Source organism: Leptolyngbya sp. FACHB-711, assembly GCF_014695615.1.
Lineage (GTDB): Bacteria > Cyanobacteriota > Cyanobacteriia > Elainellales > Elainellaceae > Leptolyngbya_A.
This window is the reverse complement of record NZ_JACJOR010000240.1, coordinates 1-11,182: the sequence shown is the minus strand read 5'-3', so window position 1 is coordinate 11,182 and position 11,182 is coordinate 1. Positions and strand designations below refer to the sequence as shown.

At 51.2% G+C, this 11,182-nt stretch carries 5 protein-coding genes and 2 rRNA genes; 3 read left to right on the top strand and 4 right to left on the bottom strand.

The genetic code is table 11. From position 1 onward, the window contains the following. Positions 1-113, bottom strand: a 16S ribosomal RNA gene (locus tag H6F80_RS09115); the annotation flags it as partial. Positions 114-1,445: 1,332 nt separating this feature from the next. Next, the gene (gene katG / locus H6F80_RS09110; RefSeq protein WP_190791257.1) at positions 1,446-3,674 is read right to left on the bottom strand and encodes a catalase/peroxidase HPI; all 2,229 of its coding nucleotides are present in this window, start codon (positions 3,672-3,674) and stop codon (positions 1,446-1,448) included. 1,606 nt (positions 3,675-5,280) lie between these two features. On the opposite strand from katG, the gene H6F80_RS09105 reads away from it, so the two are divergent. From H6F80_RS09105 to H6F80_RS09095, 3 genes are read left to right on the top strand one after another with little or no spacing between them, the layout of a single operon-like run. Beyond that, positions 5,281-8,460: a plasmid replication protein, CyRepA1 family gene (locus H6F80_RS09105; RefSeq protein ID WP_190791256.1), complete on the top strand. Its 3,180-nt coding sequence runs from the start codon at positions 5,281-5,283 to the stop codon at positions 8,458-8,460. A 28-nt stretch (positions 8,461-8,488) separates the two neighbouring features. Further along, on the top strand, positions 8,489-9,271 hold the full coding sequence (locus H6F80_RS09100; RefSeq protein WP_242067249.1) for a ParA family protein: 783 nt from the start codon (positions 8,489-8,491) through the stop codon (positions 9,269-9,271). After that, complete coding sequence (locus tag H6F80_RS09095) at positions 9,268-10,194, top strand: ParB/RepB/Spo0J family partition protein (protein WP_190791255.1); 927 nt, start codon at positions 9,268-9,270, stop codon at positions 10,192-10,194. Before H6F80_RS09100 ends, H6F80_RS09095 begins: the two co-directional genes overlap by 4 nt. 100 nt (positions 10,195-10,294) lie before the next feature. On the opposite strand, the gene H6F80_RS09090 is transcribed toward H6F80_RS09095, so the two are convergent. Continuing rightward, on the bottom strand, positions 10,295-10,819 hold the full coding sequence (locus tag H6F80_RS09090; RefSeq protein ID WP_199296460.1) for a CHRD domain-containing protein: 525 nt from the start codon (positions 10,817-10,819) through the stop codon (positions 10,295-10,297). 255 nt (positions 10,820-11,074) lie between these two features. Then, positions 11,075-11,182: ribosomal RNA gene (gene rrf / locus H6F80_RS31235) — 5S ribosomal RNA — on the bottom strand; the annotation flags it as partial.

Sequence of the window (11,182 nt, the reverse complement as noted above, 5' to 3'; positions counted from 1 at the left end):
TCTCACGCGTTACTCACCCGTCCGCCACTAGATGCCGAAGCATCCCGTTCGACTTGCATGTGTTAAGCAGACCGCCAGCGTTCATCCTGAGCCAGGATCAAACTCTCCATGTTGTATGAGTTTGTTTAGCTCTTCTGGCTCCGAAACCAACTTTCGCTGTTTCGGTAACCTCATGTTTGCTTTGAGTCTTTGCTCAAAGACTTAATCTTTCAACGAGGTTTGATGCTTTGTTTGGCTTTCAAACGATTCAATTTTCCAGGTTCTTTGTGTCTTGGCTTTCCCTCGACACTTAATTCAGTATAACTAGATCGCAACTCCCTTGTGAGGGGCGGACAACCGTACTACTTGTGGGGTCTCAACAACCTTGAAGAGTGGGTTGGCGATCTGGCTACGGCGCCTGCGGTAAACTCCTACATCGTTCTCCGGTGTGGACAGGCAACAAACCCTTAAGCAGGGTAAACAATCAGGCCAGTAAATGATATTTTTACTACATCTACTAGTAGACTGGCTGCTGCAACACCAGATGTGGAGACATCTCGTTTGGCGCTTAACCACTCTAACAGATGGAGTGCGCAATTGTGTCCCTGAATTTGAAAAATTGGACGAGAATCTTGAGGTCTGAACTCTATTCCCGCTGCAATGACATCTCTAGCCCTTCTATTTTGGGAATGTCAGCAGACCGAGGAGGCGCGATCGGGTTGTACATAGGAGCGAGGTGCCCAAATCACATTGTCAGGAAAACTCGCTCTTGCATCAGTAGTTCGGGGCGGGCATGATTCGCCCCTTGTACAACCCGACTTCGATGTAGTTCAGCTTCAACATTGGTCGCACCTTTTTCTTGGTTTGAGGTCAGGTATTTACAGGTTGCTGTTCTTTCCAGAACTGCCCGGCAATGGCATGGTGAATTAGGTGCTTTGGTTTTGAGTCCATGCCCGTTTCGTGTAAGAGGTAATTGCCCTTAATCCCAAAATAGCAGAAGCGTTTTGTCTTAAGCTTAACCACACTTGAGCTTAGACCACAGCATGATTTCGATCGTCTCAATGGATTGCGTACTAATCGTTTAAGGAATTTGGAAGTGAAAGTTGTCTTAGAATTATCAGGTAGAGATAAGTGATGTTATCTCTACCTGAAATTGATGGAGCTTGACGATCGATGATGACTAATTCTCCCAGTAACCTTGTTCTACCGATCGTGATCGTGTCGGTTGCTTCGCAGTTTGCCGAAGGCGTAATCGAAGGTAGTAAGGAGAAGGAACCGACACGATCTCCTCGGGCGTTGGTTGGATTATTAGCAGCTTTGACGTAAGGGACTAAAGCGAGGGCGGAGTTTCAACTTGTCTTGAAATGCCGCCCTTATGTTTGTCTCTGGCTTCCACCCGCGTTCATGATTTCTGCAGGTCTGCGTAGCCTCAGCCTAGAATCACCGATGATTGGTTAAAGTTACGCCTAGAAACTCCTTGCAGAGGTTTTCGCTAAGACTGCGCGAAGGTCATAGCGATCGAGGTTCATCACCTTGTCCCACGCTGCCACAAAGTCATTTACAAATTTCGACTGCGAGTCCTCAGCTCCGTAGACTTCCGCAAGGGCTCGGAGCTGAGAGTTTGAGCCGAAAATGAGGTCAACACGGGTCGCGGTCCACTTGAGGTCGCCTGTTTTGCGATCGCTTCCCTCGAACACATATTCCTCCTCCGAGACCGCCTTCCAGGTCGTGCCCAGGTCGAGCAGGTTGATGAAGAAGTCATTGGTCAACGTCTCTGATCGATCGGTGAAGACGCCGTGTTTGGACCCTCCAAAGTTTGCACCCAAGACGCGCAAGCCGCCTAGGAGAGCCGTCATCTGAGGGGCTGTTAAGTTCAGCAACTGCGCCCGATCAACCAGCAACTCTTCGAGTGATTCACTGTGTTTGCCGCTGGTGTAGTTGCGGAACCCGTCTGCAGTTGGCTCGAGCACCGCGAAGGACTCGACATCCGTTTTCTCTTGCGACGCGTCCATGCGTCCCGGCTTGAAAGGAACTGTCACATCGTGACCGGCATTTTTCGCCGCTTGTTCGATGCCTGCACAGCCGCCCAGAACGATCAAGTCAGCGATTGAAACCCACTTTCCGCCAGACTGCGAGCTGTTGAACTCCTGCTGGATCCCCTCCAGGGTTTGCAGCACTGTTGCCAACTGGTCTGGCTGGTTGACTTCCCAATCTTTCTGCGGCGCGAGACGAAGACGCCCCCCGTTCGCTCCACCACGCATGTCGGAGCAGCGGAACGTTACCGCCGACGCCCAAGCGGTCGAAACAAGTTGGGAGACAGACAGTCCCGAAGCCAGGATCTTGGCTTTGAGGGCGGCGATATCCTGCTCATCAATCAATTCATGATCGACTTCGGGGATGGGGTCTTGCCACAGGAACTCTTCTTGAGGAACCTCCGGACCGAGATAGCGCGATCGAGGACCCATGTCACGGTGCGTTAGCTTAAACCAGGCTTTAGCAAACGCCTCAGCAAACTCATCCGGGTGCTCGAGGTAATGCCGCGAAATTGGCTCATAGATGGGGTCCATCTTCATAGCCATGTCCGCCGTGGTCATCATGGGGGCGTGCCGTCTTGACGGATCGTGTGCGTCGGGCACTGTACCCGCACCCGCGTCGCCCTTGGGCTTCCATTGCCACGCACCAGCCGGGCTCTTCGTCAGTTCCCAGTCATATTTGAACAGGGTTTCGAGATAGCTGTTGTCCCACTGCGTCGGCGTAGGAGTCCATGCGCCTTCGATTCCGCTGGTGATCGCATCGACACCGACACCCGTGTTGAAGGCGTTCTTCCAGCCGAGGCCCTGATCCATGACGGTGGCCCCCCCAGGGTCAGGACCCACGTGCGTCGCCTCGCCCGCACCGTGACATTTGCCAAAAGTATGTCCGCCAGCGGTGAGCGCAACCGTTTCGGCATCGTTCATCGCCATCCGCTTAAAGGTTTCACGAATATCGCGCCCTTCGCCGATCGGATCAGGGTGGCCGTCCGGCCCTTCCGGGTTCACATAAATCAGACCCATCTGAACGGCAGCGAGAGGGTTCAGCAGCACCCGGTCCTCCTCGTGACGCTCATTGCCAAGCCAGGCTTTCTCAGAACCCCAGTAGATGTCTTCCTCTGGTGCCCAGACGTCCACGCGCCCACCGGCAAAGCCGAGCGTCTTGAAGCCCATCGACTCTAGGGCACAGTTGCCGGCGAAGACCATGAGGTCAGCCCACGAAATTTTCTTGCCGTATTTCTGCTTGACTGGCCAAAGCAACATGCGCGCCTTGTCCAGGTTGGCATTGTCTGGCCAACTGTTGAGGGGTTCAAACCGCTGGCTACCCGAGCCCGCGCCGCCGCGACCATCACCCATCCGATACGTGCCAGCGCTGTGCCAAGCCATCCGGATGAAGAGCGGCCCATAATGACCGTAGTCAGCTGGCCACCAATCCTGAGAAGTGGTCATCAGCTCATAAATATCTGCCCTCAGGGCAGCTAAGTCGAGAGTCTTGAACTCCTCAGCGTAGTTGAATTCCTCACCCATAGGATTGGACTGGGGTGAGTGTTGGTGGAGGACGTTCAGATGCAAATAATGCGGCCACCAGTCTCGGTTCGATGGTTTATGACGAGGCTGATGTTTCTGACCTCCGCCCGCAAACGGACATCCGCTTTCGCTGCTCATAGTATTTTCCTATCCAGGTGTGTGGTGTGGTTTCTTTTGACGTGCTACAGGTATTGCAAACAAACAGCACAGGTGTAATTACTGGGATAATCGATGGGAAATACAATTGAGGAGAAATCGAGAAGAAAGATAATCAACGTTGTGATTTGAAACATGTATTTTTAATTCGAAATAATTGGTTATATTAATAGCCCAAGAGTGCGCCTGTGCAAGCATACCTATCCATACAATGCCAAGTTGAACTGGAAGTGGATATTTAACTTGGAGGAGTTTCCTCGGCATTGAAGGGTAGCTTGTTTCCCAGATTTTTCAGTTATTAGAACTTGACAAAGATTGCTGTAAGAGATTTCAAAGCTATTTAATTTCTTTCTATTAACGAAGCGTTAATCAGCAGTGTGGCCGTTGAGCATGTAAATAACATATCCGTTTGATTTACAGGTTGCTGGAGCAAGGGAAGGGCCCCGCTTACGCCAGTTTTCGTGTAAATAGGGGTGATTGAAGCGATCGTGTTACCCGATGCCATGAGAACTAACTCAGAGTCTGAAACAATGTGAACTCCTTGCAATCTCCCCAGAACTGCCCCTGAATATCCTGCTCGAACCTCAACTTTGATAGCCCGTGTTGGAGCGGTCGCGGTGGCAGTCGCCTCATTCTTGTTTTTTCAGCTGCAGCCTTAAGCTGCTCAAACGTCAGCCCGGAATTTTTTTCGATACTGTGTCCTACGGTTCCTTGCAACGTATTACGCAGCATTGCCTGCATTGCAGGATCGGATACTAGCACCTAACCATATAGTGCTTAAATTTGAGCCATTTTTCCTTTGGTTGGGCGGCTCGGCTATGACAAGCAAGAGTTCATGGGGGACGAGGCGATTCCTTGTGAAACGTTCAAGGAACTAAAGCTCACTACCAATCAAATCATCCAGCTCGGAAAAGGAAGTGGATGAGCGATACCCTCTCACTGGGAACGCCAATCACCTTGTGCTTGCCGGCTGGACCATGAAAGGAAAAGGGGAAGAATGGTCTGGTTTTCAGCGCGAGCCCCGAGCGGAGAAGTACACTAGCTCCGGCTTCTTGCCCAATCAAGAGAACGGATTCAGCCAAAAATTAGGATGCCGAGGTAGTAATCTAGGGCAACACAGATTTTCTTTCAAACGCGATCGGATCTATACTTTGCACATTAGTCGCACCTCAGCCCGATCGGTCGAGTGCCACTAGAGACCCAGTTTGTCCACCTAGCTAAGGGGGTGAAACTAACAAACAAATGCTCAAACAAACAAAAACCAGTAGCAGAAAGGCAAAAACCACTGGTTAACGAGGGACCAATCTCAACTACCAGCGGTTTTTAGTTCTTACACAGGCTATTTGGTTTTTCATAAGTCCCCCTAGGGGGTCAAATCGCTGAAAAAGTAACTCTTTCAGCAGCGGGGATTTTTGGTTTAAAAATCACCCAGACTTGAGACAAAGATAGCACACTGTCAGATCGGTGCGTCAATTGTTGCTGCAATTTTTCTCAAGCCTGCTGGGAACCCGCTTCATTCTTCACCCCCTAGGTCACCGGAAAACTCACGAATCAAGCAACCCATTCACGCAGCACTAAGAACGTCCCCATGAATATTTCATTGATTGGGACGAGAGTCTCCTCGTCTCCACAGGGTTTTGCATCTCAAAATTTGTCATGGTCAGAAAGGAACGAAGAAAACGGCACAAACCCACAAGCCTTCATCTCGCTAGAACAGTTCCGTAAAGCAATCGAGCAAGAGTTTATTCACGGCAGCGCGATCGACCCAGTCCTGTTTGCTGCCACTGTCCGAGTAGTTCCTGACCTGATCTACGAGCGCGGGGAAGTGCTTGAAACCCCGATCCATGATGCGCTGAACTGGAAATACACCCGCTTTTGGATTAGTAGACCGATCGCAACGGTCGCCGCACTGCTCTTGAATGAAGATGATTCTTGCTGGCAGGCAAAGCTCGGTCAGCCCAGAGTGAACCAGACAGGGAAGGTTTGCAAGTATGAAACCCCAGTTGGCAACGGGTCAAGAGCCTTTCTGCCCGACCTTCCACCTGCCATCCGACAAAGAATTACCGATCGCTACAGCATCGATGTCCCCTTAGACGGTTCATTCTGGGACTGGTTAGCTGCCCATCCTGAAATTCCGATCGTCTGGACAGAAGGCGGTAAGAAAGCCCTCTCCCTCCTGAGCTTGGGCTTTGTGGCAATCGCGCTTTATGGGGTGAATGGTGGCTACTCCAAGGATGCGCTTGGCGATCGCGATCTGATTGCAGAGGTCCTGCGCTTCTGTCAGGTGGGCAGGCAACATGTACTAGCATTTGACCAGGATGCAGAAGACAAAACGCGGCAGCGGGTGAATGTTGCGCTATCTCGCTTCGGCGGGCTGCTGCATCAAACGAATGGAACGGTGGCGATCGCCCAGTGGAACGGCAAAGACGGCAAGGGCATTGATGACCTGATCGTGAATTGCGGGGTTGAAGCCTGGGAAAAAGCAAACGCCGAGGCACTTCTACTGGAACACTGGCGCATCTGGCAGCAGTTCGCCCAGCAGCTTACCTGGACGCCGGCGATCAGGTTACAGACTGCTGACTTATCTACCCTGGAGCTAGAACGTCTCCCTGCGGAAGGCATAATCGCACTGTGCAGCCCCAAGGGAACGGGAAAGACCAAGTGGATTGCTCATCAGGTTGAGGGATTAGAGAAAGTCCTCTCTGCTGGACATCGGCGATCGCTGCAACGTTCCCTCAGCCAACGATTGAAGCTGGATTACATTGGCGACCTAGATAAAGCGAACGGAGAGTTTATCTCTGGCTCTGCCTACACCCTCCGCATCAGCTTTGTCGTTGATTCTCTGCTGGCGATCGACCCTGAGCAGTTCAAGGGCTGCGACTTGGTGATTGACGAAGCGGTGCAGGTAATTCGCCACTTGCTGGCCTCTAGTACCTGCGCGAAAGACGGCAAGCGCCCAGCCCTGCTAGCACGATTCCGGCAGTTAATTCGAGTTGCTCGTCGCGTCATTGTTGCCGATGCAGATCTGGATAATGCGACGCTGCACTACCTCAAAGCCTTGAGGGAAGATACAAGCCCTGTCTTCCTGATTCGCAACGACTTCCAGCCGCAAGGATGCATAGTACAAATGTTTCAGTGTCCTGATCGCACTGCAATCACGGCAGACTTGTTAGAAGACATCGCGACACTGGAATCTGGCAAGGTGTTGTTTGTCGCGACAGACAGCAAGGCAACCTCGAAGACACTGGCCAGGACGATCGAGCAGCAGTTTCCTCAGTTGCGGGTGCTGGTGGTTAATTCTGATACATCGGGTGGAGAGTTTGAGCGAGCCTTCATCCAAACCCCAGACTCAGTTCTGGAGCAGAGTGAGTTCGATGTAATTATTTGCTCTCCCTCACTGTCCACCGGAGTCAGCATTGAAGCTCAGGGCATCATTGCTAAAGTCTATGGCATCTTCAGCGGCGTCAGTTCCACAGATGCAGATATGGCTCAGGCGTTAGGACGAGTCCGGGAGCCGGTGGAGCGAGTGGTATGGTGTGCCAAACGGGGTAGCAACTATAGCAAAGCATCCCGGTCTACGAATTTTCTGGAGCTAAAAGCCCATCTGCAAAGCTGCACTTCTGCCACGGTTAGCTTAATTCGCTCATCCCTGCGGGAAGATGTCCCAGATCTCAAAGCCTATGACTGGCAAGCTGATCCTCATCTCGACTTTTACTGCCGCATTGCTGCCGCCCAGAATCGATCGATGCTACAACTGCGAGAGGCGTTAATCGTGCGGCTTCGCTTGGAGGGCAACCAGGTGACAATCCAGAACCGAGAATCAAATGGCAACATTGGCGAACTGCTGAAGATTGCTCGCGACGAGCTACGGCAATTGGACGCGGAGAGTATTGTGGCAGCAGACGATTTGACGATCAGCGAAGTGCTGCAACTGGAGGCGCAGGAGAGTATTTCTCCAGAGCAGCAGCGGGCGATCGCCAAGTTTTATCTGAAGGAGTTCTATTGTCTAGACGAACTCACGATCGAGGACATCCTGGCGGATAAGGAGGGGCGACGACGGGGGGAACTGCGGAGCCTGGAGGAATTGCTCTACCCTGGTGTGGCGATCGATCGCACCGTGAAGGCATTGGACAATCAACTGAGATGGAATCAATCGCTCTGTCCATGGGATATCTCCAGTGCTGAGCTCCGTCGAGCCTTACGGGAACAGCTCGGGCTAACTGATTTTCTGAACCAGGACAAAGAATGGACCAGGTATGACCTCTGCCCTTATGCGGCCAAAGCTAGGAAATGGGCAGCCCAGATTAAGCAAGCGCTTAAACTCACAATTACTGAAGAGATGAGTGATGTGCAAATCATCCACCAGCTTCTATCGCAACTGGGCATCAAAACTGATTTTCGCTGGTCTCGATTCGTAGCAGGGTATGAGGGCGAGAAGCTGAGGGTTTACCGATTGCATCTTCTGTCCTGGCAGGAGGCGATCGCGATTCTGGAACAGCGTAAAGCTAAGCGCGATCAAACCGTAGGTGCTGGATCTCCCCTCCTGTCTAATATAGAAAAACAGACGGGTGATCCGCCCCCGACCTCCTTCCAGCTTCTTAAAGCGTGGCATTCTCCAGAAACAATCGAGGATGTGCGGCAACTGTGGCAGGAAGCTGATTGTATCGAGGCTCAGGAGGAACTGAGGAAGATTATTCCGATCGCTGTGCTGGAGAGAGCGATTAACCCCTTGCAGGAAACATTGCTCCTTGAGGGCTTGAAGCAGTGAGTAAACTCACCCGATCTCGCTTAAACTTTTGGATAGCGTTTACCGGGTGAGTTCGGTGGCTCTGGTAATCACCATCTATAACCAGTCGGGTGGCGTAATGAAAACGTCACTAACCATGAATTTGGGCTATCACATGGCTCAGCATGGTCGGAAGGTGCTGCTGATTGATATGGATCCGCAGGCGAGCCTGACTGTTTTCATGGGCTTGGAACCTGCTGAGCTAGAACAGACGATCGCCAACTCGATCTTGAATGAAGCTCCATTAGCGATTCACCCTGGTATTCATGGAATGGATCTATTGCCTTCTAACATTATGTTGAGTGCCGCGGAGATGCAGCTTACTTCTGCAATGGCGCGAGAATGGCGATTGAAGCGAGTCTTAGAGCCGATTCTAAATCAATATGATGTTGTTCTGATTGATTCTCCGCCTAGCTTAGGGATTCTGAGTGTCCTCAGCTTAGTAGCCTCGACCCATGTGCTGATCCCAATTCAGACGCAGTACAAGAGCTATAAGGGAACGGAGTTGCTGTTAGATAGCATTCGGCAGGTGCAGTCTTACGTCAATTCGGAGTTAGAAATAGCAGGAGTTGTGCCTACGATTTATGCTGCAAGCAATGCTCAAGATAAAATGATTCTGGGGGCAGTTCAGGAGCAGCTTGGCGCAATCACAACGGTCTTTCCCCCAGTTCCGCGTGCAACTGCCTTTGCGGATGCTTCAATGGAACATCAGCCCCTTGTTCGATACAGTTCCAGTCATCCAGCCGTAAAGGTTCTGGAGGCGATCGCTACTCAGTTGGAGGCGTTGGCATGAGCAAGAAGCGAGTTGTGCCGGAGATGCGCGGGGTTAAAGCTTTTCTCAGTTCTTTGCCTGAGATTACCTCTGCCTCTGGAGAAGCGGCTGCTATAAACTCAATCGCGATCGAAAATATCCTCCTTCCCTCGAAGCAGCCCCGGCGATATTTTGACTCGGAGAAGTTAGAAGACTTGGCGGCATCAATTCGGCAGCATGGGGTTCTGGAACCAATTCTGGTGCGTCCCCTGCCGGATGGGAAGTATGAATTAGTTGCCGGAGAGCGTCGCTACAAGGCGTCTCAACTGGCTGGGCTGAAAGAGATTCCGATTGTAGTACGGGAGTTATCAGACCAGGGTGCAGTGCAGCTTGCCTTGGTGGAAAACTTGCAGCGGGAAGACCTCAACCCAGTTGAGGAAACCGAGGGACTACTGGAGCTACTAACTCTTAATCTACAGTGCAGCCGGGAGAAGATTCTGGACGCACTGACTCAGATGGCAACAGCTCAGAAAAAGGGAACTGATTTATCGGTCAATGTTTCCCGACGAATAGAATCGATCGCCAAAATTCTAAAGTCAACCGTTGGGATCACACCTGAGAGTTTTCGCACGTCAAGGCTTCCACTCCTGAAGCTTCCCCCAGATGTACTAGAGGTGTTGCGCCGGGGCAAGTTGGAATATACCAAAGCAAGGGCAATTTCACGTCTGAAAGATGACTCATTGCGGCAAAAGCTTTTACAGGAGGCGATCGCCCAAAATCTATCGTTGACGCAGATTAAGGAGCGGTTCCAAGACCTGACTTCGACGGCTGAAAAAAAGCCAACTTTGAGCGATCGCCTAGTGTCTGTTTCCCGGAAGGTGAAGCAGGGGCTAGATGACCCCAAAAAGCAGCGGCGATTAGAGAAGCTATTGCAGGAGCTAGAAAGCCTGGTTGAGGAATATTGATGAGCAAATTCACTCAATAGTGGGGCAAACGATGCCCGTAGTCAAAGCCGAACGCAACGTAGATACCTCACCTTAATATCTGCACCAGTCTCCTTTAGGCTTAATCAATAGCCATTAGCTGCCCTCGAATTGCCCCATCTGGAAACTCAGGGTTATGCACATTAATATAAAAGTTCTCCGGGTTGGTCAGAATGCGCTGAACAAGTCCTGCTTCGCCTGTAGGGAACTTGCCTTCTTCACCCTCGGTCAAACAGTCGCCGGCATTACCATCTTCTGGCCCAGCCAGGGCCACCACCACTGGTCCGTTTTCACCAGCTGTTCCCTCGTGAATATGGGCAGCCATTCCATCACCAACTGGAACTAACTGAAGTTCTGAGACTTCCAGAACATAACATAGAGTTTTTGGATCACCATCTACGCCAAACACATAAGCTGACCCCATTCCATCCGGGTCGCCTACCATGCGGTTATTGCTAGCATTACTAGGAACTTCCGCTCTACCATCTAGCTCTGTTGACAGCACCGCATTGGTATGACCAGCTCGAGCAATCTGAGGCAAAGCAACTCCAGACAGCAACACAAATAAACTCAGCATGCATCTGATGCTTGAAATCTTGGTTTTCATATCTTTACCTCTGAACGGAGTACATCTGTTTGTCAAATTTAAGATGGTTCAGCTATGCATCCGAACTCATCCAATCTGCTTACAGTACGTCTAAGCCGGGATTTCGGATTCACTAGAGACAAAATTGCAGCTCGGTGTAATCCAAATACATCCCAGTCTTCCATGCCGTCTTCCTGTTTCATTTCAGTAAGGCAAATTACTCATACGCAAAAGCCTCTCTTGCAAACGCAGGAGAGGCTTCTAACTTCATAATTACCCTGGCATCGAGCTATTGTTGCAGGAAGCAACCCTCCAACTATCGTCGCCGTTTCAGCGTTTCACACCTGAGTTCGGGATGGGTCAGGGTGGGTCCACCGTACCATA

Bases quoted from the DNA above. Each gene is read 5' to 3' on its own strand.
- katG (WP_190791257.1), bottom strand. From the start codon at position 3,674: ATGAGCAGCGAAAGCGGATGTCCGTTTGCGGGCGGAGGTCAGAAACAT.
- H6F80_RS09105 (WP_190791256.1), top strand. From the start codon at position 5,281: ATGAATATTTCATTGATTGGGACGAGAGTCTCCTCGTCTCCACAGGGT.
- H6F80_RS09095 (WP_190791255.1), top strand. From the start codon at position 9,268: ATGAGCAAGAAGCGAGTTGTGCCGGAGATGCGCGGGGTTAAAGCTTTT.
- H6F80_RS09090 (WP_199296460.1), bottom strand. From the start codon at position 10,819: ATGAAAACCAAGATTTCAAGCATCAGATGCATGCTGAGTTTATTTGTG.